Source organism: Microbacterium sorbitolivorans (assembly GCF_003327285.1).
Lineage (GTDB): Bacteria > Actinomycetota > Actinomycetes > Actinomycetales > Microbacteriaceae > Microbacterium > Microbacterium sorbitolivorans.
This window is the reverse complement of sequence record NZ_KZ848476.1, coordinates 317,972-340,451: the sequence shown is the minus strand read 5'-3', so window position 1 is coordinate 340,451 and position 22,480 is coordinate 317,972. Positions and strand designations below refer to the sequence as shown.

The window sequence follows — 22,480 nt, the reverse complement described above, 5'->3', positions numbered from 1 at the left end:
GGCCCCTCCCGTTCCGAGCGGCTCAGGCCGCGACGCGCTCTTCGGCCTCTTCCCACTGCCGCGTGTAGTGGTTGAAGCAGCGCGAGTTGTCGAGCATCGAGCGGTCGGTGACCGCCTCGCCGCTCACGACCTTGCCGACGCGCTCCGGATCCGGCGCGCTCGCGGCGAGCAGCCGCGTGTAGTCGTGGTGCGGGTCGAGGATCACGTCGTCGGCGGGCCCCCGCTCGACGACCCGGCCCCGGTAGAGCACGAGAATCTCGTCCGAGAAGTGCCGCGCTGTCGCGAGGTCGTGCGTGATGTACAGCACCGCCAGGTCGTCCTCGCGCTGCAGCCGGCCCATGAGGTTCAGCACGTCGAGGCGGATCGACACGTCGAGCATCGACACCGGCTCGTCGGCCAGCACGACCTGCGCGCCGGGCGCCAGCGCCCGCGCGATCGCGACGCGCTGGCGCTGCCCGCCCGAGAGCTCGTGCGGCCGTCGCGAGGCGAACGACTCGTCGAGGCCCACGCGGGCGAGCATCTCCACGACCTTGTCGTACGTCTCGTCGGATCCGCGCGTGCGCCCGTGCACCCGCAGCGGCCGCGCGATGTGGTGCGCGATCGAGTGGAACGGGTTGAGGGAGGCGAACGGATCCTGGAACACCATCTGCACGTGGCGCCGATAGTCGCGCTTCGTGACGGCCGCGCCGTGCGGATCCGTCACCTCGATCGTGCCGGAGGTCGGCGTCTCGAGCTTCGACAGGATCCGCGCGATCGTCGACTTGCCCGACCCCGACTCACCCACGAGCGCGACCGTGCGGCGCGGCACGAGCTCGAACGAGACGTGGTCGACGGCGCGGAAGCGGCTACGGCCGAGGCCCGTCCGCACCGTGAAGTCCTTGACGAGATCGGTCACGCGCACGCCGGTCATGAGGCGTCCTCCCTGTCGATTCCGGTGCGGATGAAGGATCCGCGCGAGCCGCTGAGGCTCGGAAACGAGGCCAGCAGCTTCTTCGTGTATTCGTGCCGCGGCGAGCGATACATCGTCGCCGCGTCGCCCAGCTCGACGATCTCGCCGCGAAGCATCACGGCGATGCGGTCACTGATCTCGAGCAGCAGGGGCAGGTCGTGGGTGATGAAGATCACCGCGAAGCCGAGCTCGTCGCGCAGGCGCACGATCTCGCGCAAGATGTCGCGCTGCACGACGACGTCGAGCGCCGTCGTCGGCTCGTCCATGATCATGACCTGGGGTTCGAGGATCATGGCCATCGCGATCATGACGCGCTGTCGCATGCCGCCCGAGAGCTCGTGCGGATACGAGCGCAGCCGCACCGGATCCACGCCGACGCGGCGCAGCACGTCGGCCGCGCGCTCGCGGCGCTCCTTCTTTCCCAGCTCGGGGCGGTGCGTGAGGAGCACGTCCTCGAGCTGGGTGCGGATCGAGGTGACGGGGTTCAGGGCGTTCATCGCGCCCTGGAACACCATCGACAGCTTCGACCAGCGAAACGCGCGTAGCTCGTCGTGGCCGAGCGTCAACAGGTCGACGTCGGATCCGTCGGCGTCGTGGAAGACGATCTGGCCGCTCGCGATGCGCGCAGGCGGCTTGTGCAGCCGGTTCACCGCGTAGGCGAGGGTCGTCTTGCCGCAGCCCGACTCCCCCGCGAGCCCCAGGATCTCGCCCGCCGAGAGCTCGAACGACGCGCCCTTCACGGCCGTCACAGGCTGTTCGACGTCGTAGACGACCGAGAGGTCGTCGATCGTGAGCACCGGGCGGCGCTCGATTGTCGTCGCCGTCATCGCTGACGCTCCTTCTTTCGCGCCTCGCGCTTCGCGCGACGCTCGCGCCGCGCGTGCGTGCGCACCGTCTTGAGTTTGGGGTTGATGATCTCGTCGATCGAGAAGTTCACGAGCGACAGGCCCATGCCGAACAGGGCGATGAGGAGCCCGGGAGGAACGAACCACCACCAGGCGCCGAGCGACAGCGCGAAGCCGTTCTGCGCGTAGAACAGCATCGTGCCGAGCGTCGACGAGTTCGAGGCGCCGAGGCCGAGGAAACTGAGGCCCGCCTCGCCGAGGATCGCGGCGATGACCGCGAACACGAACTGCGACGCGAGCACCGGCAGGAGGTTCGGGAGAATCTCGACGACGATGACGCGCCAGGCCCGCTCGCCCGCGACCCGCGACGCCGCGACGTAATCGCGGCTGCGGATCGAGAGCGTCTGCGCGCGAAGCACGCGCGCGGATCCGGCCCAGCTCGTGATCGCGAGCACGACCGCGATCGTCCACAGCCCGCGCGCCTCCGCGGGCACGAAGCCCGAGATGACGATCACGAGCGGCAGGCCAGGGATCACGAGGAAGACGTTCGAGATCAGCGAGAACGCCTCGTCGGCGAAGCCGCCGATATAGGCGCCGAGGATCCCGAAGAAGGCGGAGAAGACGGTCGCGAGCACGCCGACGATCAGGCCGATCTGCAGCGAGCCCCTCGTCGCGTAGGCGAGCTGCGCGAGCACGTCCTGCCCCGTCTGGGTGGTGCCGAGCGGGAACTCCGCGCTCGGCCCCGTGAGGCCGATGTTTCGGATCGCCGCGGGGTCGCCGACGAGCAGCGGGCCGATGAGGCCGAAGAGCGCGATGCCGCCGATCAGGACGATGCCGAGCGCGAGCCACGGCGTCATCGTGGGGAGCATCTGCCGGAGCGCCGAGCGGGATCGCCTGCCCGGCCTGCCCTTCGACTGCCGCGTGAGGATCGTCTCGGTGGCGTCGGGCTCGATCTCGAGGTTCGCGGGGGTGAGATTGGTCATGGTGATCAGCTCCGTGCCCGCGTGCGGGGATCGATCAGGCCGTAGAACAGGTCGACGACGAGGTTGGCACCCAGAACCGCGAGGGTGATGAAGAGGAACAGGCCCTGCATCAGCGCATAGTCGTTATTCGTGACCGCCGAGAGCAGCTTCGACCCGATGCCCGGGTACGAGAAGACCTGCTCCGTGACGACGGATCCCGAGACGACGAAGCCGAGCGAGATCGCGAAGCCCGCGATCGACGGCAGCACCGCGTTGCGGGCCGCGTACCCGCGCAGGATCCGCGAGTTCGAGAGGCCCTTGGCCTGCGCCGTCAGCACGTAGTCCTCCGACAGCGTCGAGACCATCATGTTGCGCATGCCGAGCAGCCAGCCGCCGAGCGAGGCGATCACGATCGTGAGCGCGGGGAGGAAGCCGTAGTAGATCGCGGATCCGATGAACTCCATGTTCCAGCCCGGGTCGAGCACGACGTCGTACCCGCCCTGCGACGGGAACAGCCCGAGGCTCGACGAGAGGAAGTACACGAGGATGAGCGCGAGCCAGAAGTACGGCACGGCCGCGAGCAGCGTCGTGGCGGGCACGAGCGAGTCGAGCCAGGTGCCGGGCTTCCAGCCGACGAAGGCGCCGAGGCCCACGCCGATGATGAACGACAGCACGGTGGCGATGCCGATGAGCGCGATCGTCCACGGCAGCGACGTGCCGATCACCTCGGTCACGGGCGCCGGGAAGTACGTCACCGACACCCCGAGGTCGCCCCGGAAGATGTTGACGAGGTACTGGCCGTATTGCACGATCAGCGGGCTATCGCTGTCGCCGCCGAGCAGCAGGGCGTATGCCTCGCGCGTCTCGGCCGTGACGGTCCCGCCGCGCTGCTGGAGCTTCGCGAGCAGGATGTCGACGGGGTTACCGGGCAGGAGCCGCGGGATAAGGAAGTTCAGCGTCAGCGCGGCCCAGAGGGCCACGAGGTAGAAGCCGAGCTTTCGCAGGTAGTAGTTCATCGAGCGGGCTCACTCGCCCGTCGGCTTCAGCGCCTTGAAGATCTGCGCGTTGTCGGGCGAGGCCCAGATCGCCGGGAAGGCGTAGAGGTCGTCGGTCGTGGGCCACCCCGTGAACTTGTCGGCGTGGAACTCGCTCGTCGTGCCGCCCGTGAGGATCGGGATGTACGGCATGTCCTCGACGATCGCGGCCTGGATGATGTCGAACTGCTCCTGGCGGGCCTCGGTGTCGTCGGGGTTCGTGCTCTTGAGCACCGCGAGGGCGTCGTCGACGGCGGGGTCGCTGAAGCGCGAGACGTTGACGGGCGCGCTCTCGCCCACCTTGGCGGTGTTGGCCGTCGAGAAGTTGTTGTTGTAGAGGTAATACGGGTCGCTCGAGGCGCCCTGGCCGAGCGAGTCGATCGCGAGCTCGTACGTGCCCTTGCTCTTCTTGTCGGTCCACTCGTTCCACGACGACTGGGCGGCGGTCACGTTGATGCCGGCGGCCTTGAGCTGCTGCGCCATCGTGTCGATCGCGGTGATGTAGTCGGTCCAGCCGGTGACGACCTCGATCGTCAGCGACAGCGGCTCGCCGTCCTTCGCGTAGACCCCGTCGGATCCCTTCGCGTACCCGGCGCCCGTCAGCAGTTCGTCGACCTTGTCGAGGTCGGCGGTCTCGGGAACGCTCGTCTCCTCGATGCTCGCCGAGATGTACTGCTCCTGCGCCGGCAGCAGCGCGAAGGTCGGCGACATGTCGCTCGCCGTGTCCTGGAACGCCAGCGAGTTCACCTGGGCGCGGTCGATCGCGTAGTAGATCGCCTTGCGCACGGCGGGGTCGGTCTGCGGCCCCTCGCAGCCGAGGTCGGCGTTGGCGCAGCTGAGGAGCGCCATCTGGTTCTGGCCGATCGTGATCTGGTCGTAGCCGGGGTAGTTCTTCGCGACGTTCTGGATGTCGGGGACGGGGCCCGTCTGCCAGTCGATGCGGCCGGCGGCGAGGGCGTCGGCGCCCGCGGTGTTGCCCGAGAGCGACAGGTAGCGCACGTTCTTCACGGCGGGGGCGCCGTCCCAGTAGTTTTCGTTCGCCGTGAGGGTGAACGCCTGGGGCTTGAAGTTGTCGAGCACGTAGGGGCCGGTTCCGACGGGCTCGGCGACGACGTCGGTCGTCGGGTCGATGCCGCTCCAGATGTGCTCCGGCACGATGAAGGTCTTGCCGAGGATCTCGGGGCCCGTCACGAACGCGGGCTCGGGGAAGGCGATGGTGATGTGGGTCGCGTCGATCTTGGTGACCTCGCCGTTAAAGCCGCCCGTGTTGAGCGCGGGATTGTCGAGGATCATCTGGAAGGTGAAGACGACGTCGTCGGCGTCGAAGGCCTCGCCGTCGCTCCAGGTCACGCCGTCGCGGAGGGTGACGTCGAGCTGCGTGCCGTCCTCGTTCCACGCGTAGTCGGTGCCGAGCAGCGGCACCGGGTCGTTCGTGTTCACGTTCGTCACGAAGAACAGCGATTCGTAGATCGTGCCGAGGCCGCCGATCTTCGTCGGCGAGTAGGGGTTGAAGTTGATCTGGTAGTCACCCGACTGGCCGGTGTAGGCGACGAGCGTGTCGGCGGCGGATCCGCCGCCCGCGCTTGTCCCGTTCGAGCCCGACGGCGAGCAACCGGTCACGGCGAGCGAGAGCGCTGCGGCTCCGACGGCGAAGCCCAGGGCGGCGCGGCGCGCACGAGTCATGCGAAGAATCATCTTTGGTCCTTTCCTCCCGCCTACGAAGAGATCGTCGACGGTGACGAGTCCTGTGGGTGCAGGGGTGGGAAGGCGGCGCCTCCCACGCAGGTCATTGTTGCGCAATGAAACGAACTACGTCAAGGGGTTTCATCACAAATGAAACAAACAGGCCCCGAACACGCTCGTGCCCCCTCCCGGGGATCCGGAAGGGGGCACGATGCGGCGCGGGATCAGCCGCGGAGATCGCCCGCGTGGCGCAGCACGTCGCGGGCCGCGAAGGCGGTGGGGTCGGCGTCGCCCGGCGCACCCGAGACGACGAACTCGTGGCTCTCCCCCGCGAGGAGCGAGACGAGCCCCGTGTCGACCGACGCGTCGCGGTGACCGCGATCGGCGAGGATCATGGCGTCGCGCACGTACGAGCGCGCGGTGACGCGGATCCGCACGGCGTCGCCGTCGCGGCTCGCCTCGATCTCGAGCGGATCCGCCGCGAGCGACTGGTCCTTCACCTCCGCGAAGTCGTGGAGCGTCCTCGCAAGCCCGTCTGCCTCGACCTCGAGCACCTCGCCCGCGGCGTCTGCGGCGACCGCCACGGAGGCCGGCAGTTCGATCGTCGCGGCTCCCCGCGCCGCGACCGCGGCGGGGATCCGCTCCTCGGCGAGCACCTCGCCGGCGAACGTCAGCCGGCGCGCGGCCACCTCGCCCTCCCAGTCCTCGTCGATGTCGTTCAGCAGCGTGACGGCGAGGCCGTCGGCGCTCGGCTGCACCGTCGCGAAGCGCGGCTCGTAGACCGCCTTCAGCGCGTACCAGAGCGGCTTGCGGCGCTCGGCGAAGTCGACAGCCGCCCACGAGATGACCGGCCAGTCGTCGTTCAGCTGCCAGACGATGGTGCCGGTGTTGTAGGGCGCGAGCGAGCGGAAGTACGAGATGCCGAAGCGCATCGCGGCGGCCTGGTTGAGCTGCGTCGCCCAGTGCCAATCCTCGATCGTGCGGGGCTCCGGCAGGTGCGGCCCGTAGCCGCGCTCGAGCTTGAGGTTGCCCTCGTTGGCCTTCTGGTGCACGAGCATCTGCTCGCCGTACGGATCCATCGGCGAGTCGTGCACCGACTCGACGAGCGTCGTCCACGCGGGCGGCCCCTGGAAGCCGAACTCGGCGACGAAGCGCGGCTTCCAGTCGCGATAGTGCGCGTAGTCCTTCTCATTCCACACGTCCCAGATGTGCACCGTGCCGTGCGTGTCGAGGTTCGGGCTGATGTAGCGCGAGAACGAATAGGGGCTTCCCGCGGCGTAGAACCGCGTCGAGTCGAGCTCGGCGAGAAGGCCGGGCAGCACGCGGCGGTAGTAGCCGTCGCCCCAGGTCTTGCCGCCGAGGTCCTTCCGCCAGCCCCACTCCGAGTAGCCGACGATGTTCTCGTTGTTGCCGCACCAGACCACGAGCGACGGGTGCGACGACAGCCGCGTGATCGCCTCGCGCGCCTCGGCCTCGACCTCGCTCGCGAGCCACTCCTCCTCCGCGTACGCGGCGCAGGCGAAGAGGAAGTCCTGCCAGACGAGCACGCCCTGCTCGTCGCAGAGCTCGTAGAAGTCGTCGGACTCGTAGATGCCGCCGCCCCAGACGCGCAGCAGGTTCATGTTCGCGTCGGTCGCATCGGCGATGCGGCGCCGGTAGCGGTCGCGGTCGACCTCGGTAATGAAGGCGTGATCCGGGATCCAGTTCGCGCCGCGCACCTGCACGAGGCGGCCGTTGACGTGCAGGGCGAAGGGGCTGCCGTGCTCGTCGGCGGCGACGTCGACCCGCACGGTGCGGAACCCGATGCGCCGAGACCACGCGTCGAGGCGGGCATCCGGCGACCCGCCCGCGAGGCGCACCTCGATGTCGTAGAGCGGCTGCTCGCCGTGGCCGCGCGGCCACCACAGCTCGGCGTCCGGAACCTCGACGCGCACGTGCGCGGCGGATCCGGTCACCTCGGCCTCGCGGACGACGCCCGCGATCTCGACCTCGACCCGCAGCGTGTCGGCGGTCAGGTGGTCGGCGCGGTCGATCTCGATGTGCGCGTCGACGACGCCGGTCGTGCCGGCGACGCTCACGAGCGGCCGCACCGACGCGATGCGCGCCGTCGACCAGCCCTCGACGCGGATGGGCCTCCAGATACCGGCCGCCGCGACGTCGATTCCCCAGTCCCAGCCGAAACTCGACGCCATCTTGCGCAGCGCGTTGTAGGGGTGGTGGTTCACGTGGAACCGCTCGCCGTGCTCCTCCGAGCGGGCGTGCGCCGCCGGCACGGGCGCCGCGAAGTCGATCACGAGCTCGTTGCGCCCCTCGCGGAGCGCCTCGCCGATGTCGAGCCGGTACGAGCGGTGCTGGTTCTGGGTGCGGCCGACCTCGACGCCGTTGAGCGTGACGACGGCGAGCGTATCGAGGCCCTCGGCGACGAGCTCGCGGCGATCGGATCCGTCGTCCGACCACTCGAAGCTCGTCTCGAATCGCCAATCGACGTCGCCGATCCACTGCTGCTCGGTCTCGTTCGCGCCGTCGAAGGGCGCCGCGATGAGGCCCGCGCGCTCGAGGTCAAGGTGCACGCTGCCGGGCACGCGCGCGGGGATGGCCCGCCCCGCGATCGCGTCCGGCGCGGGGCCGGACACCGCCGTGAACGTCCAGTCGTCGGTGAGAGGGATGACGGTCATGTGGCTCCTTCGCCCATCGAGTATTACTACTTAGTTTCACCATAATACAAAGACGGCTGAAATGGCACGAAAAATCCCGCACCAAATGGTGCGGGATTATTTTCGTTACGGCGTTAGCCGCGCGCCCAGCGCAGCGGGATGTCGATCGCGACCTCCGTGCCGCCGTCGAACTCGGTGCCGTCGGCGATCGTGCGCCACTCGATCGATCCGCTGAGCTCGCCCTCGACGAGGGTGCGGACGATCTGCGTGCCGAGGCCGCGGCCGACCTTGCCCTCCGGCAGGCCGGATCCGCTGTCCCGCACGCGCACGCGCAGCTCCTCCTCGTCGCGGTCGGCAACGATCTCGACCTGGCCCTCGCGGCCCGCGAGGCCGTGCTCGACGGCGTTCGTGACGACCTCGGTCAGGGCGAGCGCGAGGGGGTTCGCGTACTCGCTCGAAAGGGTTCCGAAGGTGCCGCGCTTGCGGGTGTGCGCGACGGTGTTCTGCGCCGCGGCGACCTCGGCCACGAGGCGTAGCACGCGCGAGAACACCTCGTCGAAGTCGGCCTTCTGGCTGAGGCCCTCCGACAGCGTGTCGTGCACGACGGCGATCGCGGCGACGCGCTGCATCGCCTGCAGGAGCGACTCGCGCGCCTCCTCGCTCGACGTGCGGCGGGCCTGGATGCGCAGAAGCGAGGCGACCGTCTGCAGGTTGTTCTTCACGCGGTGGTGGATCTCGCGGATCGTCGCGTCTTTCGTCAGCAGCTCCTGCTCCTGATTACGCAGGTCGCTGACGTCGCGGCACAGCACGAGCGCGCCGATGCGCTCGCCGTGATCGCGCAGCGGGATGATGCGCAGCGCGACGGTGACGCCGCGCGCCTCGAGGTCGCTGCGCCAGGGCGTGCGGCCCGCGAGGAGCACGGGCAGCGAGGCCTCGTCGGCCGACGCGTCGCGCTCGGGCGGCATGATCTGCCGCGCCACGTCCGAGAGCGTCTCGCCCTCGAGCTCCTCCACGAAGCCCATGCGGTTAAACGCGCTCAGGCCGTTGGGGCTCGCGAAGGTGACGACGCCGTCGACGTCGAGCTTGATCATGCCGTCGGCGGCGCGCGGCGCCCCGCGGCGCGGGCCCATCGGCGCGGTCATGTCGGGGTAGTCGCCCGTCGCGATCATGCCGAAGAGCGCGTTCGCGCACTCGTCGAACGTGACCTGCTGACGGGAGGGCGCCCGCACCTCGCTGAGGTTGGTGTGGCGCGTGATCACGCCGATCACGGCGGTGCCGGTCTCGTCGCGGCGCACGATCGGCACCGCCTTCACGCGCGTCGGCGTCTCCTCGAACCACTCGGGGCTCGACGAGTCGACGATCTCGCCCTCGCGGAACGCCTCGCGCACCTGGCTCTGCCACTGCGGGCGCACCCGCTCGCCGACGATGTCGCGGTAGAAGAGGGTCGCGGCGCCCGAGGGGCGGATGTGGCCGACGGCGCGGTACGAGTCGTCGGGCGTCTGTGCCCAGATGACGATGTCGGCCGACGCGAGGTCGGCAAGGAGCTGCCCATCGCCGTGAACGCGATGGATCCATTCAATGTCTTTCTCGCTCAGTTGCTTCTGTGCTTCGAGGAGATCGCTAAGTGTAGACACCCTCACAGCGTAGCCGCGAGTCTCGCAATCGCGTGAGCGAAGGGAGCCCTGCGGCGTGGCAGGATCGGCTGGGATCCGAGGAGGGCGCGGTCGGCGGCGCGCGGATCGTCCGGCAGGAACCAGCACTTTTTGACGTCGGCGAATTGCTCGAGGGCGCGCGTAATCTGCCCCTCCGCGTCGAGGCCGAGCGGGCCCGTCCGCATGCGGTTCACGGCGAGGATCCGCCGCGCCCGCGGCGCGATCTCGTCTATTCGGGCGAGCCCGCGGACGAGGCGGGCGACGCCCACGGGGTCGGCGGATCCGAGGGTCACGAGCGCGTCGGCCTCGGAGATCGCGGCGAGCGCCGCCTGGTTGCGCCGCGGCCCGTCGACGTCGCTCGACACGACCTCGTCGGTATCGAGCGGGGCGGCGACGTCGACGATCACGTGATCGGCCCAGCCCCGCGCGGTGTCGAGCGCGCCCTGCACCCGCGGGGCCGTGAGCTCGGGCCAGCGCGAGGGGCGGTTGATGCCGGCGAGGACCTCCATCAGGTGGGCGCCGATCTCGACGGGAACACTGAGGCGCGTGAGCTCGGCGCCGTCGAGGATCCCGTAATCGGTCTGGCGGCAGGCGATCGGAAACCCGGGGGCCTCCTCCGAGAGCGCGAGGCGCTGCGCGATCGACGGCGCGTGGGTGTCGGCGTCGACGAGGGCGACGCGCTTACCGGTCGCGGCCGCCGCCGCGGCGAGGGCGAGCGCGACCGTCGTCCGCCCGGGCGCGCCGTGCGGCCCCCAGACGACGGTGACGGATCCACGGGTCTCCTCCCGGCCCGCGGATCCGATCTCGTGCGCCGAGATCGCGTCGGCGATCTCGGTCGCGCCCGCGTCGAGCGGCAGCGGATCCGCGACCCCGAACGCGATCGCCGCGCGCCGCTCGGCGGAGCGGTCGGCGAGCGCGACAATGCGGGTGCCGCTGCGGTCGCAGAGGGCGACGACGTCGGCGACGAGCAGGGTGCGGGTCGCGTGGAGCACGATGGTATCGGCCTCGCGGAGCGCCTCGCGGGCCCGGTGATTCGGGTTCGTCGTGGCGCCGACGAGCTCGCTGGGGCGCACGAGCAGCTCGATCTCGACTCCGACGCCGCCGAGCAGCGAGACGAGGCGGGATCCGTGCGGCTCGTCGGCCGCGACGACGACGCTCACGAGGCCGCCTCTTCTTCGGGATCCTCGGCGGCTTCCGTTTCCGCAGGTTCCTCTGCCACGGGCTCCTCCGCGATGACGCGCGGGACGGACGCGGGCACGGCGCTCATCGCGGATCCGCCCGCGACGTGTTCGAGCACGACCGCGACCTCGTCGCGCGAGACGACGACCTCGAGGTCGGCGCCCGCGCGGCTCACCATCGACTCGTCGGTGCGCACCTCGGCGATGATGGCGTGCGTCACGATGACGACGGGCTCGCCGTACTGCCCGGGCCCCTCGAGCGGCGTCGCCCACAGCTCGACGGCCGAGCCGGCGACGATGCCGGCCGGAACGTCGAGGGCGCTGCGCACGACGAGGGTCGTGAGGTCGACGTCGTCGGCCGTGCCGATCGCCGCGACGGGCACGAGCTCGCCCTCCGAGATCACCCTCGTCGCGACCATGCCGGCGCCGAGGGCGTCGGGGTCGAGGTAGCGCTCCCCCGCGTCGCCGAGGCGCGTCTCGAGTTCCACGAGATCGGCGGCCGTCACGGACTGGCCCGGCACGATCGCGTGGGCCGCCGCGAGCACGGGCTGGGTCGTGCGGGCGGCGTGCACGATCGCCCAGACCCCGAGCGCCGAGGCCACGACGAGCACGATGCCGATGAGAAAACGCATGTCGAACCAGACCGGGCGCGGGCGGCCGGCGGGGCGTGTGGAAGATGCCATGCAGGTGATGCTCGCAGAAATCGCAAAAGTGCGTCGAAAGTTATCCACAGGCCCGTTTTCGCATCGCAAACGGGCACATAATGGAGACATGTCCGACCAAGGCTCGCTCTTCTTCTCACCGGCTCAGGTGTCAGAGCTCCTCGGCATTACGCCCGAGGAGGTCGTCTCGCTGATTCACGACGGCCGCCTCCGCGGCACACGCCTCGGCGAACCCGCCTCGTGGCGCGTCGAAAAGCAGAGCGTGCGCGACTACCTCGACGACGAGAACGAGGCCAGCCGCCGCCACGCCCTGTGGCACCAGTCGAACGTCGCGAGCCTCCCCGAGGTGTGGGGCAGCCACGCGTCGTTCTGACGCCGCCTAGAGGTCGAGGGCCGAGCGATCGGCCGTCCGGATCCACGCGATCGCGCGGAACGCGATCGTCGCCTCCTCACGCGCGTCCGACACGGAGGATCCGAGGTCGTGGAGCGCGATGTCGAGGTGATCGGATCCGGCGCGCGCGATCGTGCCCGAGTACCGCGCCCCGCGCAGCGTCCCGATCGTGACGACCGAGCGCCGGCGCGCGAGAGCCCGTAGCGCGAAACCGGCGGGCGTCCGGTCGCACAGCGGATCCGGATCCGCCCCCGCGAGCGACGCGGGCCGCGCGGCCGCGGGGATCCGGAGCTCGTCGATCGCATCGATCCGCACGAGGGTGAGGCCGCGGGATCCCTCGGGTTCGCCCGCGACCCAGTGCGCGCCGACGCCGCGGATCGCGAGGCGGTGGGTCTCGCCCGACGAATCCCTGATCGTGACGATATCCGCGGGCCCGAGGCCCGCCACGCGGTCGCGCAGCGAGAGCGCCGCAATACGGGCGCGCTCGGTCTCTCCCGCCAGCGCGGAGCGCTCGAGCTCGCGCTCGGAAACGAACTGGTGCTCGAGGTCTTCGAGGAACGGATCCCACGACATTCCGTGAGCATACAGCTCACGCATAGCCCCTGCAGAGGGCGCTCACAGGTATATATTCCTCTGTGCCCTCGGGCGCGTCGCGTGGTGACCTTGGTTCACTTGTCTCTACTCCACGGAGAACCGCTATGGCCGCAATGCATAACTTCAGTACTCGACAGATACAGGCGATGTTCGAGCCGCAGCAGACCGCAACGACGCGGCTGCCGGATCCGCAGCCGCTCGTGGGAACGCTCGCCGGCGCGGTGCTGGAGGTGATCGCGGGGGTGCGCGACGTCGATCAGCTGGCCCGCTGGTTCACCGAGGAGCCATACCTGAACCTCGTCATGCGTGCGAACCTCGCCGCCCGCGCCCGCAGCGCGCGGGGCGAAGCGGCGAGGCAGCCGGCCTATGTGCTCCGGCGGGTGATGTGTTTCTCCCCCGCCGACGGCGTCGTCGAGGCCACCGCGATCGTCGTCGGGCCGGTGCGCACGCGCGCGATCCCGATGAGGCTCGAGGGCTACGACAACCGCTGGCGGGCGACGAGCATCGCGATTCTGTAGCGCTATTGCTTGTACGAGGCGAGGAAGTTGCCGAGGCGTTCGATGGCCTCGCTCAGCACCCGAGGCTCGGGCAGGTTCACGACGCGCAGGTGATCGGGCGTCGGCCAGTTGAAGCCGGTGCCCTCGACGAGCAGGATGTGCTCGGCCTTCAGCAGGTCGTAGATGAGCTGCTTATCGTCGTGGATCTCGTGCACCTCGGGGTCGAGGCGCGGGAACGCGTACAGCGCGCCCTCGGGCTTGACGCAGCTGACGCCGGGGATGGCGTTGAGGCCCTCCCAGGTGACGTCGCGCTGCAGTGTGAGGCGTCCCTCGGGAGCGATGAGGCTGTCGATCGACTGCACGCCCGTCAGCGCTGCGAGCACCGCGTGCTGGCCCGGGCCGTTGGGGCTGAGGCGCGTCGACGCGAGCAGCTGGATGCCCTCGAGGAAGCCCGCCGCGTGGTCGCGCGGGCCCGTGATGACGAGCCAGCCCGAGCGGTAGCCCGCGACGCGGTACGTCTTCGACAGCCCGTTGAAGGTGAGGACGAGCAGGTCGGGCGCGACCTCCGCCATCGAGATGTGCTTCGCCTCGTCGTACAGGATCCGGTCGTAGATCTCGTCGCTCAGGATGAGCAGCGAGTGCTCGCGCGCGATCTGCGCGATGCCCTCGAGGGTCTCGCGCGTGTAGACGGCGCCCGTCGGGTTGTTGGGGTTGATGACGACGATCGCCTTGGTGTTCGGCGTAATCTTCGAGCGAATGTCTTCGAGGTCGGGCTGCCAGCCATTGTTCTCGTCGGCGAGGTAGTGCACAGGCGTGCCGCCCGAGAGGCTCGTCATCGCCGTCCAGAGCGGGTAGTCGGGCGCGGGGATCAGCACCTCGTCGCCCTGGTCGAGCAGCGCCTGGGTGACCATCGTGATGAGCTCGGAGACGCCGTTGCCGAGGAACACGTCGTCGACGTCGAAGCGCGGGAAGCCCTCGACGTTCTCGTAGCGGCTCACGATCGCTCGACGCGCCTCGACGATGCCGCGGGCGTCGGTGTAGCCGTGCGCGGTCGGGACGGCGCGGAGCATGTCGCGCACGATCTGGTAGGGCGCCTCGAAGCCGAAGATCGCCGGGTTTCCGGTGTTCAGCTTGAGGATCGTGTGGCCCTCTTTTTCGAGGCGCGTCGCCTCGGCGAGAGCTGCTCCGCGGATCTCGTACAGAACATTCTGCAGTTTTGCGGACTGGTCGAGGCTGCGGAGGGCTGTCATTGATACAGAATATGCCCGCCGCGGCGCAACTCGCGCCACGACGGGCATAGCCCGATAATCGTTACTTCTTCTTCGCCTGTCGGCGGCGCTCCTCGCGGTTGCCCGAGGGCGCTCCGGTTTCCGGCTTTTCGGCGATAACGGATCCGTCGGCCGCGTGGACCTCGACGTCGCCGTCCTCGTCGGGCGACGAGAAGGCGAGCTTGCGCTCGTCGACGGGGGCCTCGTTACCGAGACCCTTCGCCTCGATCTGCGCCGCGCCCTCCTCAGGCTTGTTGACCTTGACCTCGAGGTTGAAGAGGAACCCGACCGACTCCTCCTTGATCTGGCTCATCATGGCCTCGTACATCGCGTGACCCTCGCGCTGGTACTCGATCAGCGGGTCGCGCTGCGCCATCGCGCGCAGGCCGATGCCGTCCTTGAGGTAGTCCATCTCGTACAGGTGGTCGCGCCAGCGGCGGTCGACGACCTGCAACACGACGCGACGCTCGAGCTCGCGCATCGCCTCGGATCCGAGGGCCTCCTCGCGCTTGTCGTAGGCGATCTGGGCGTCGCTCAGGATCTCCTCCGTGAGGCCCTTCTGGTCGATGCCGCCCTTGCGGCCGCGGGCCTCGGCGACGACCTCTTCGATCGTGACGCCGACGGGGTACAGCGACTTGAGGTCGGTCCAGAGCGCGTCGAAGTCCCAGCTCTCGTTGTGACCCGTCTGCGTGTGACCGGCGATGATCTGCGTCAGCGCGTCCTCGCGGAAGTGCGTCACGCGCTCGGCGATGTCGTCGCCCTCGAGGATCACTCGGCGGTCGGAGTAGATCGCGAGGCGCTGGCGGTTCAGAACGTCGTCGTACTTCAGGACGTTCTTGCGCGACTCGGCGTTGCGCGACTCGATCTGCGCCTGGGCGTTCTTGATGAGGCCCGAGATCATGCGGCCCGAGAGCACCTGCGTGTCGTCGTAGTCGGTGCGGGCGAGGAGGCTGTCGGCCATCGGCGAGCGGAAGCGCACCATGAGCTCGTCCTCGAGCGAGAGGTAGAAGCGGCTCTCACCCGGGTCGCCCTGACGGCCCGAACGACCGCGCAGCTGGTTGTCGATGCGGCGCGACTCGTGGCGCTCGGTTCCGAGCACGTACAGGCCACCGGTTTCGCGGACCTTGTCGCCCTCTTCCTCGACGCGCGCCTTCGTCTCGGCGAAGACCTCGTCCCAGACGGACTCGTACTCTTCGGCGTTCTCGACGGGGTCGAGGCCGCGCGACTTCATCTCGGCGACCGCGAGGAACTCGGAGTTACCGCCGAGCATGATGTCGGTACCGCGACCGGCCATGTTCGTCGCGACCGTGACGGCGCCGAGGCGACCGGCGACGGCGACGACGTCGGCCTCGCGTGCGTGGTTCTTCGCGTTCAGCACCTCGTGCTTGATGCCCGCCTTGGCGAGGGCCTTCGAGAGGCGCTCGCTCTTCTCGACGCTGACCGTTCCGATGAGGACCGGCTGGCCCTTCTCGTGGCGCTCGGCGACGTCTTCGACGACGCGGTCGAACTTGGCCTTCTCGGTGCGGTAGATCAGGTCCTGCTGGTCGATGCGCGCCATCGGCTTGTTCGTCGGGATCGCGAACACGCCGAGCTGGTAGGTCGACATGAACTCGGCGGCCTCGGTCTCGGCCGTACCGGTCATGCCCGCGAGCTTCTCGTACAGGCGGAAGTAGTTCTGCAGCGTGACGGTCGCGAGGGTCTGGTTCTCGGCCTTCACCTCGACGCCCTCCTTCGCCTCGATCGCCTGGTGCATGCCCTCGCTGTAGCGGCGACCCGCGAGGATGCGGCCCGTGTGCTCGTCGACGATCTGCACCTCGCCGTTCATCACGACGTAGTCCTTGTCGCGCTGGAACAGCGAGATCGCCTTGATCGAGTTGTTGAGGAACGAGATGAGCGGCGTGTTTGCCGACTCGTACAGGTTCTCGACGCCGAGGTAGTCCTCGACCTTTTCGATGCCGGGCTCGAGCACACCGACGGTGCGCTTCTTGACGTCGACCTCGTAGTCGACGTCGACCTCGAGCGTGCGAGCGATCTTCGCGAACTCGGTGAACCAGCGGTTCGCCTCGCCCGCCGAGGGGCCCGAAATGATGAGCGGGGTGCGCGCCTCGTCGATGAGGATCGAGTCAACTTCGTCGACCAGGGCGAAGAAGTGGTCGCGCTGCACGAGGTCTTCCTTGCGGGAAGCCATGTTGTCGCGCAGGTAGTCGAAGCCGAACTCGTTGTTCGTGCCGTAGGTGATGTCGGCGGCGTACTGCTCGCGGCGAACCGCAGGGTTCTGGCCGGCGACGACGATGCCGGTCGTCATGCCGAGGGCGCGGTACACGCGGCCCATGAGCTCGGCCTGGTACTTCGCGAGGTAGTCGTTCGTCGTGATGACGTGAACGCCCTTGCCTGCGATCGCGTTGAGGTACGCCGGGAAGGTCGCGACGAGGGTCTTACCCTCACCGGTCTTCATCTCGGCGATGTTGCCGAGGTGCAGCGCCGCGCCACCCATGACCTGCACGTCGTAGGCGCGCATGCCGAGGGTGCGGTTCGCGGCCTCGCGGACGGCAGCGAATGCCTCCGGCATGAGGTCGTCGAGCGACTCGCCCTTCTCGAAGCGCGCGCGAAGCTCGGCCGTCTCGTTACGCAGATCCTCGTCGGTCAGCTCGGCGTAGCTCGACTCGAGCCCATTCACGGCATTGACGATGCGCTGGAGCCTGCGCCGGAGGCGCCCCTCTCCCGCGCGGAGCAGCTTCTCGAACGGATTTGCCACGTGTCACTCCCAGTTTCGCTGCGGCGAGCGCGTCGCTCGCCGGCTGCCCGCCCAGCGGAAGGCATACTCGCCAATGTTATCGGCCATGGCCTATGCGCGCGATCCGCCACCACGATGCGCGCAAATTCTCTGTGTTTGTGTGGGCCCGGGGCGGTCGCTCGGCCTGCCCCTGGGCGAGATTTTGCCTGCCCCGGGGGTGAGATTCGGGCTGCCCCGCGGTGGGATTCTGACTTTCGGCCGAGATTCGCCGTATTCGCGAGAATCGTCAGAATCTCGAGCGATCGTCAGAATCTCGGCGCGGGTCAGTTCTCAGCGCGGGTGAGACCTCGGCGCAGGTCACGCGCCCGGGGCGAGGCTCCACACCATGACGCTGTCGCTCGCGGCGGAGTACGTGAACCGCAGCAGCGTGTCCTCCGGGTACGCGTCGGTATAGATGCGCATGCCGTTGGTGTAGTTACCGCCCTCCACCCCGGCGAAGAGATCGACGGAAACGGGCAGTCGGGGCGAGCCGCACACCGTACCGCCGGCGAAAATCGACGTCGTCTCGGTCTGCTCCATGATCTGAGTAACGCTCAGGCACACGGTGTCGCCCGGAAGGTCTCGATAGCCGTCGTCACCGCCGAAGGGCCGATTAACGAGCACATCGATGTCGTCGCCGAGGGATCCGTAGTAGTCGCCCTGAGCCACAAGCTCCCCCGTCTCGGCATCAACCTGTACGAAGGCATAGGCGCCCGCGACGTCCGCAAGGCGGTCCGGCATCTCGGTCGGATGAAGCTCCATCACAAACTCCGCGTCACTGCCCGGCGCCGCGTGCCGCGCGACGCCCGCGGCGTATCCCCCGCCCCAGCCGACGCCGCCGGCGACGAGCATCACGATCACCGCACCCACCGCGATCGCGGCAATGAGCGCGGGCGGAAACCACCGCCCGCCCCGCCGGTCGCCGGCCCCGCGGGTCCCTCCCGGATCCCCGGAAGCGCGTCCCGGATCCGTGCCCTCGCGCGCCGCGGCAGCCGCGCCGTCCGCGCGCACCGCCGGGGACCACGAGCGCGCAGCCTCGCCGTCAGTTCCCCACCGCGCGGCCCCGCCGCCCGATCCCCACCGCGCGGCGCCCGGATCCGCCGAATCAGGCACCCGCGGCGTCCCGGCGCCGCCCTGGATCCACTCCTGCTCGGAAGTATCCCCCGCGCCGAGGCGCCCGGCGGCGGATCCGCGGACCCCGGATCCCGGATCCGCGGGCGCGCCACCCGGGGCCGGAGGCCGCGGCGGGATCGCGACGTCCGCGGGCGGGCCGGCCTGCGGATCCGGTCCCCGCTGAGACGCCTCAATCTGTGCGAGCCGCGCGCGCTCGGCGGGGCTCAGATCGTTGCCGCCCGGCCCATAGGCGCGGCGCTGCAGCTCGGCGAGTTCGGCATCGAGTTCCGGCATATCCCGACCCTATCCGCGCCGAGCCACTGACGATCGGTCGAGACTCTGACTATTTCTGCCTATCCGCCGAATCTCGAGCGATCGTCAGAATCTCAGCGACCGAAAAGTGCACCTGCCGGGCGATGCGCCCGCGGGCGAACCTCCGCCCTATGCGAGTCCAACTTGGCCCTATCCGCGCCGAGATTCTGACGATCGCGCCAGATACTGACCATTTCTGCCTATGCGCCCAATCTCGCCCGATCGTCAGAATCTCGCGACCCGGGCGAGGAGGATGACCACCCGGAAGAACCAGCGGGTCATGCGATCGCCGTCCGGCGGGTCAGGTCGGGGGCACGCGGCGGCACGAGCCAGCTCACCAGGGCGACGGCGAGGGGTAGCGCGAGGGCGAGCAGGCCATACCAGAGCCACGGCACGTCGGCGAGGGCCAGGCCCTCCTGCCCCGTGCCGTCGAGGATGTAGACCACGCCGAGCACGGGCAGGAGCCCCGCGACCGTACCGACGATGCAGCCATACCCGGCAATGACGAGCGCCTGCCAGGATCCGACGGCGCGGCGCACGCCCGGAGCGGCGCCCACCGCCGTGAGGGTGGCGTCGTCGGGGCGCCGCTCGACGCGCGACAGCCCGAGCGACACGGCGCTCGCGGCGATCACGAGCACCGTCACGCCGCCGAGGATCAGCCATAGCCAGGGCGCGGGCGCCGCGGGCGGATCCGAGCGCCACGTCGACAGCGAGAAGTCGGTCGTGTCGCTCGACATCGACAGCGCCTCCGATTCGGCCCACGCCGAGAGCGCGTCGAGCTTCGCCGTCGTGATCGCGGATCCCTCGCCGATGACGTAGGTCGGCACGGTCGCGAACCCCAGCGCCCGCGCGGTCGAGGGGGCGATGTAGACCTGGCGGTCGTCGCTGAACAGCGTCGGCGACTCGACGAGGATCCCGTCGAGCGTCTTCGTCGAGGCGGGTGCCGGCTGGTCGGCAACATCCGTCACGTTAAACATCGACCCGGTCTGGTCGCCATCGAGGTCGCCGTTTCGCCACCAGTTCACGACGACGTCGCCGTCGCTCGTGAGCCATTGCGGATCCTCGACGACGGCCGCGCCCGCGTCGAACGCGGCTTCCTGCTCGGCCGAGATCGGCGCACCGATCGCCGTCTCGAGGTCGTTCGGCGCGACGACGACGAAGCGGTTCTCGCCGCCGCCGCTGCGCGAGTAGAACGAGAGAAGGCACGGCTCGTCGGGATTCTCGGCGCACTGCTGCGGAAGAATCGGCTCGGGCGCCGCGATCTCGGCGTCGGGGTTGAGCACAGGGTTGCCGTCGTCGCCCTCCGAGTATCGGTCCCAGACGGGCGCCGACGTCACGGCCGTCGCCTCGGATCCCGCATCGCGGAGCGCCTTCGCGGCGCTCGCGGCGAGCTCGCGCAGCTCGGCTTCAACGACCAGCGGATCCTCGATTCCGCTCTCCGCGACGGGGCTTCCGCCGACCGACGCGACGACGGATCCGTAGGGCGCGACCTGGGTGGCGCCCGCCGCGTCCATGTTCATGAGCGTCGCGACGCCGCCGATCGAGGCGGTCGCGAGGAACGCGCACGCCGCGATCGCGCCGAAGGACGGCACGGATCGGCCGGGGTTCGCGACCGCGTCGCGCGCGGCGAGGCGCGCGCCGAGCCCGAAGCGCCCGAGCAGCCGCGCGGCCTGCGCGAGTAGCCAGTGGCCCGCGATGATGACGCCGACCTGCAGGAGCAGCGGCCCCACGATCATGCCGATCATGCCGATCATGTAGATCGACCGCGTGAGCTCGCCGTCGGGGAGGTCTGCTTGGTACGTCACGACGAGGCCCGCGGCCGACACCACGACGATCGCGGCCCCCGCGATGAGTAGCGCGAGCCCGACCTTCGGCCTCGCGGCCGACACCGACACCGGCCGGCGCGCGCCGCGGAGCGCCGCGAGGGTGTCTCCCCTGGTCGCGGCCCGCGCGGGCAGGAGCGCCGAGAGCGTGCCCATGACGGTGGCGAACACCGCGAGCCCGACGATCGCCCACCACGGCACCCGCAGGCCCCAGGAATAGGCGAGGCTGCCGTCGCCGAACCACGCGCGGCCGAGCCCTGCGAGGCCGATGCCGGCGGCGGATCCGAGGATGCCGCCCGCGAGCCCGAGGATCGTTCCCTGGAAGAGGACGATGCGGAAGACGTCGGCCCGCGAGGCGCCGACGCTCGCGGCGACCGCGAGGGCGCGCTGCTGCCGCTTCGCGCTCACCGAGAAGGCGGCGCCCGCGAGCAGCATGACGAGGTAGGCGCAGAACACGAGCGACGCGGCGGTCGCCGAATAGAACGCCCACGACGTGCCGCTCGAGCTGTCAAACCCGGGGGCTGCCCCGTCGCCCGGGTTTTGCACGAGCTCGCGGTCGAACACCGTGACGCCGAGGGCGTTGAGCGCGTACACGTCGTCGGCGCTCGGGTGCCACCCGCCCACGTACCAGGTCGTCCGGAACGGCTCGACCTCGAAGCCCCCGACCTCGGGGACGAAGATCATCCCGTCGCCGTTGTCGTCGAGGCGGCTCGACATCGTGCCGACGACGGTATAGGTCGCAGCCGGATCCTTCATGACGACGACGTCGCCGAGCTCGGCCCCGATGCGCTTCAGCGACTCGGGCGTCGCGAGCATCTCGTCGGGCGAGGTGGGCGCGCGGCCGTCGAGCAGCGTGTACCGCCCCTCGAGCAGCGGATCCCACGTCGACCCGATCACGGCGTAGAACAGCCCGAAGCCCGACTCCGTCTCGACGCTCGCGGTCGCGCCGTCGATCCGCACGAACTCGTCGGCGTCGATGACGGTCGTGATGTCTGCGGGCGGCTCGATCCACTCGTCGCCCACGTCGGGGTCGGCCACGTACGACTGCATCGGCTGGTCGAGGTACTGCCGGTAGCCGGGCGTCGTTCCCTGCCCCTGCACCCACGCGTCGGCCTGGCCGAGCTCGGAGTCGACGCGCTGCTGCGGCGACGGCTGCAGGCTCGTCGCGTAAACCATCGCGGCCGAGACGCCGGCGATCGGCAGGAAGACGAGCAGGATCACGAGCACGCTCGACGGCCAGGAGCGTAGCGATTGCCGCAGGGCCATCTTCAGCGAGATGCGCCAGCGCACAAGACTGCGGCGCTCGCGCGCCTCGGGCGGTCGCGGATCCGGGAAGGTGCTGCGCGTCACGCGCGGGCCGCTCATCGCCGCGGCCCGAGCAGCGAATCGGCGTCGTCGCGGCGCGACTCGTCGATGATGCGGCCGTCGCGCAGGAACACGATGCGGTCGGCCCACGCGGCGTGGCGCGCCTCGTGGGTCACGAGCAGACCCGCGGCCCCCTCGTCGACGCGGGTGCGCAGCATCTTCATGACGGCCTCGCCCGTGACGGAGTCGAGGGCGCCGGTCGGCTCGTCGGCGAGGATCAGCCGACGCCCGCCGACGACCGCGCGCGCGATCGCGACGCGCTGCTGCTGCCCGCCGGAGAGATCGTCGGGGTACGCGCCGTGCTTCTCCTCGAGTCCCACCGACTCGAGGGCGACCTCCGCCAGCCTCCGCGCCTCGCGGGCCGGATCCCCGTCCAGCTCGAGCGGGAGCGTCACATTCTCGAGCGCCGTGAGCGTCGGGATCAGGTTGAAGTCTTGGAAGACGAAGCCGAGCGAACGGCGGCGCAGCCGCGCCGTCTCGCGCGCGTCGAGGCTTGACAGCGCGCGCCCCTCGACGATGACCTCGCCCGCGGTCGGCTGCTGCAGGCCGCCGGCGATCGACAGCAGCGTCGATTTTCCGGATCCGGACGCGCCCATGATCGCGACCAGCTCGCCCGCCCGCACGTCGAGGTCGACACCGGCGAGCGCCGTCACGGCCTTCTCGCCGGATCCGTACACGCGCGAGACGCCGACGAGGCGCAGCACCGCGTCGGGCTCGGCGCGCCC

At 69.8% G+C, this 22,480-nt stretch carries 17 protein-coding genes; 2 read left to right on the top strand and 15 right to left on the bottom strand.

Translation table 11 applies throughout. The features are described 5' to 3' along the window. Nucleotides 1–22: 22 nt before the first annotated feature. The 9 genes from DTO57_RS13030 to DTO57_RS14425 form a co-directional block, all read right to left on the bottom strand. Nucleotides 23–910 carry an ABC transporter ATP-binding protein gene (locus tag DTO57_RS13030; RefSeq protein WP_114118660.1) on the bottom strand — a complete coding sequence of 296 codons (888 nt, stop codon included), beginning with the start codon at nt 908–910 and terminating at the stop codon, nt 23–25. Further along, the gene (locus DTO57_RS13025; RefSeq protein WP_114118659.1) at nt 907–1,776 is read right to left on the bottom strand and encodes an ABC transporter ATP-binding protein; all 870 of its coding nucleotides are present in this window, start codon (nt 1,774–1,776) and stop codon (nt 907–909) included. The genes DTO57_RS13030 and DTO57_RS13025 overlap by 4 nt, the downstream gene beginning before the upstream one ends. Beyond that, nucleotides 1,773–2,777: an ABC transporter permease gene (locus DTO57_RS13020; RefSeq protein WP_114118658.1), complete on the bottom strand. Its 1,005-nt coding sequence runs from the start codon at nt 2,775–2,777 to the stop codon at nt 1,773–1,775. Before DTO57_RS13020 ends, DTO57_RS13025 begins: the two co-directional genes overlap by 4 nt. A gap of 5 nt (nt 2,778–2,782) precedes the next feature. Beyond that, a complete protein-coding gene (locus DTO57_RS13015) occupies nt 2,783–3,772 on the bottom strand; it encodes an ABC transporter permease (protein ID WP_114118657.1) in 990 nt (329 codons plus the stop codon). Nucleotides 3,773–3,781: 9 nt separating this feature from the next. Then, on the bottom strand, nt 3,782–5,473 hold the full coding sequence (locus tag DTO57_RS13010) for an ABC transporter substrate-binding protein (protein WP_229730583.1): 1,692 nt from the start codon (nt 5,471–5,473) through the stop codon (nt 3,782–3,784). A 224-nt stretch (nt 5,474–5,697) separates the two neighbouring features. Continuing rightward, a complete protein-coding gene (locus tag DTO57_RS13005) occupies nt 5,698–8,148 on the bottom strand; it encodes a glycoside hydrolase family 2 protein (RefSeq protein ID WP_114118655.1) in 2,451 nt (816 codons plus the stop codon). A 113-nt stretch (nt 8,149–8,261) separates the two neighbouring features. Continuing rightward, nucleotides 8,262–9,761, bottom strand: coding sequence for a sensor histidine kinase (locus tag DTO57_RS13000; RefSeq protein WP_114118654.1), 1,500 nt, complete (start codon nt 9,759–9,761; stop codon nt 8,262–8,264). Between the two features lie 2 nt (nt 9,762–9,763). Beyond that, nucleotides 9,764–10,939: a CpaE/TadZ family protein gene (locus DTO57_RS12995; RefSeq protein ID WP_162785774.1), complete on the bottom strand. Its 1,176-nt coding sequence runs from the start codon at nt 10,937–10,939 to the stop codon at nt 9,764–9,766. Further along, entirely contained in the window at nt 10,936–11,640 is a 705-nt protein-coding gene (locus DTO57_RS14425; RefSeq protein ID WP_162785773.1) for an SAF domain-containing protein, read from the bottom strand. Before DTO57_RS14425 ends, DTO57_RS12995 begins: the two co-directional genes overlap by 4 nt. Before the next feature lie 88 nt (nt 11,641–11,728). On the opposite strand from DTO57_RS14425, the gene DTO57_RS12990 reads away from it, so the two are divergent. Then, nucleotides 11,729–11,992: a helix-turn-helix domain-containing protein gene (locus tag DTO57_RS12990; protein WP_114118652.1), complete on the top strand. Its 264-nt coding sequence runs from the start codon at nt 11,729–11,731 to the stop codon at nt 11,990–11,992. Between the two features lie 6 nt (nt 11,993–11,998). On the opposite strand, the gene DTO57_RS12985 is transcribed toward DTO57_RS12990, so the two are convergent. Next, nucleotides 11,999–12,607: a hypothetical protein gene (locus DTO57_RS12985; protein WP_114118651.1), complete on the bottom strand. Its 609-nt coding sequence runs from the start codon at nt 12,605–12,607 to the stop codon at nt 11,999–12,001. 101 nt (nt 12,608–12,708) lie between these two features. Between DTO57_RS12985 and DTO57_RS12980 the strand changes: the two genes are divergently transcribed. After that, entirely contained in the window at nt 12,709–13,122 is a 414-nt protein-coding gene (locus DTO57_RS12980; RefSeq protein WP_114118650.1) for an Rv3235 family protein, read from the top strand. 2 nt (nt 13,123–13,124) lie between these two features. On the opposite strand, the gene DTO57_RS12975 is transcribed toward DTO57_RS12980, so the two are convergent. From DTO57_RS12975 to DTO57_RS12955, 5 genes are all read right to left on the bottom strand, one after another. Next, nucleotides 13,125–14,351: a pyridoxal phosphate-dependent aminotransferase gene (locus DTO57_RS12975; protein WP_114118649.1), complete on the bottom strand. Its 1,227-nt coding sequence runs from the start codon at nt 14,349–14,351 to the stop codon at nt 13,125–13,127. A gap of 61 nt (nt 14,352–14,412) precedes the next feature. Continuing rightward, nucleotides 14,413–17,124 (bottom strand): preprotein translocase subunit SecA, encoded by a 2,712-nt coding sequence (secA, locus tag DTO57_RS12970; RefSeq protein WP_114118648.1) that lies wholly within the window; start codon nt 17,122–17,124, stop codon nt 14,413–14,415. A gap of 336 nt (nt 17,125–17,460) precedes the next feature. Then, nucleotides 17,461–18,549 carry a hypothetical protein gene (locus DTO57_RS12965; RefSeq protein WP_114118647.1) on the bottom strand — a complete coding sequence of 363 codons (1,089 nt, stop codon included), beginning with the start codon at nt 18,547–18,549 and terminating at the stop codon, nt 17,461–17,463. Between the two features lie 296 nt (nt 18,550–18,845). Next, a complete protein-coding gene (locus DTO57_RS12960) occupies nt 18,846–21,755 on the bottom strand; it encodes an ABC transporter permease (protein ID WP_114118646.1) in 2,910 nt (969 codons plus the stop codon). Then, entirely contained in the window at nt 21,752–22,459 is a 708-nt protein-coding gene (locus DTO57_RS12955) for an ABC transporter ATP-binding protein (protein ID WP_222843275.1), read from the bottom strand. The genes DTO57_RS12960 and DTO57_RS12955 overlap by 4 nt, the downstream gene beginning before the upstream one ends. Nucleotides 22,460–22,480: the final 21 nt, after the last annotated feature.

Bases quoted from the DNA above. Each gene is read 5' to 3' on its own strand.
- DTO57_RS13010 (WP_229730583.1), bottom strand. From the start codon at position 5,473: ATGACTCGTGCGCGCCGCGCCGCCCTGGGCTTCGCCGTCGGAGCCGCA.
- DTO57_RS14425 (WP_162785773.1), bottom strand. From the start codon at position 11,640: ATGGCATCTTCCACACGCCCCGCCGGCCGCCCGCGCCCGGTCTGGTTC.
- DTO57_RS13015 (WP_114118657.1), bottom strand. From the start codon at position 3,772: ATGAACTACTACCTGCGAAAGCTCGGCTTCTACCTCGTGGCCCTCTGG.
- DTO57_RS12980 (WP_114118650.1), top strand. From the start codon at position 12,709: ATGGCCGCAATGCATAACTTCAGTACTCGACAGATACAGGCGATGTTC.
- DTO57_RS12975 (WP_114118649.1), bottom strand. From the start codon at position 14,351: ATGACAGCCCTCCGCAGCCTCGACCAGTCCGCAAAACTGCAGAATGTT.
- DTO57_RS13020 (WP_114118658.1), bottom strand. From the start codon at position 2,777: ATGACCAATCTCACCCCCGCGAACCTCGAGATCGAGCCCGACGCCACC.
- DTO57_RS12960 (WP_114118646.1), bottom strand. From the start codon at position 21,755: ATGAGCGGCCCGCGCGTGACGCGCAGCACCTTCCCGGATCCGCGACCG.
- DTO57_RS12965 (WP_114118647.1), bottom strand. From the start codon at position 18,549: ATGCCGGAACTCGATGCCGAACTCGCCGAGCTGCAGCGCCGCGCCTAT.
- DTO57_RS13025 (WP_114118659.1), bottom strand. From the start codon at position 1,776: ATGACGGCGACGACAATCGAGCGCCGCCCGGTGCTCACGATCGACGAC.
- DTO57_RS13030 (WP_114118660.1), bottom strand. From the start codon at position 910: ATGACCGGCGTGCGCGTGACCGATCTCGTCAAGGACTTCACGGTGCGG.
- DTO57_RS12985 (WP_114118651.1), bottom strand. From the start codon at position 12,607: ATGCGTGAGCTGTATGCTCACGGAATGTCGTGGGATCCGTTCCTCGAA.
- DTO57_RS12990 (WP_114118652.1), top strand. From the start codon at position 11,729: ATGTCCGACCAAGGCTCGCTCTTCTTCTCACCGGCTCAGGTGTCAGAG.
- DTO57_RS13005 (WP_114118655.1), bottom strand. From the start codon at position 8,148: ATGACCGTCATCCCTCTCACCGACGACTGGACGTTCACGGCGGTGTCC.